At 68.6% G+C, this 544-nt stretch carries 1 protein-coding gene; it reads right to left on the bottom strand.

The window, feature by feature from the left end; genetic code table 11:
* Positions 1-339: thioredoxin (trxA, locus tag AC1DYG_RS19085; protein ID WP_477641436.1), on the bottom strand; the 339-nt coding region annotated here is incomplete at its 3' end.
* Positions 340-544: the final 205 nt, after the last annotated feature.

Raw genomic sequence — 544 nt, forward strand, 5'->3', positions numbered from 1 at the left:
CTCGCGGACCTTGTCCATGTCCAGCGCCTTGACCTGCGTGAGCAGGTCGTCGAGCTGGGCCGCGGGCATCGCGCCGGGCTGCGAGTAGACCAGGATGCCCTCGCGGAACGCCATGATGGTCGGGATGGACCGGATGTTCGCCGCGGCGGCGAGACCCTGCTCGGCCTCGGTGTCCACCTTGGCGTGCACCACGTCGGGGTGCTGATCGGACGAGGCCTCGAAGGTCGGTGCGAAGGCGCGGCACGGTCCGCACCAGGCGGCCCAGAAGTCGACGAGGACGACGTCGTTCCCGCCGATGATCTCGTCGAAGTTCTGCTGGGTCAGGGTCTGCGTGGCCATGAAGGTCCTCTCGTCGCTGCTTGTCTCGCCGGTTCAACGCCTCGGCGTGCCCGATTCTTCCTCAGGCTATGCGCCATTCCCTTTTGGCGTCGCCGTCCCAGCGCCGGATCCCGTCGACGGAGCCGGTCAGTTCTCGCGGCGTGAGCGCATTGATCGCCGGGCCGATCTCGTCGGGGAACACGCGCCGGGCGAGGGTGACGTGCGG

Source organism: Pedococcus sp. P1_H8 (genome assembly GCF_056405175.1).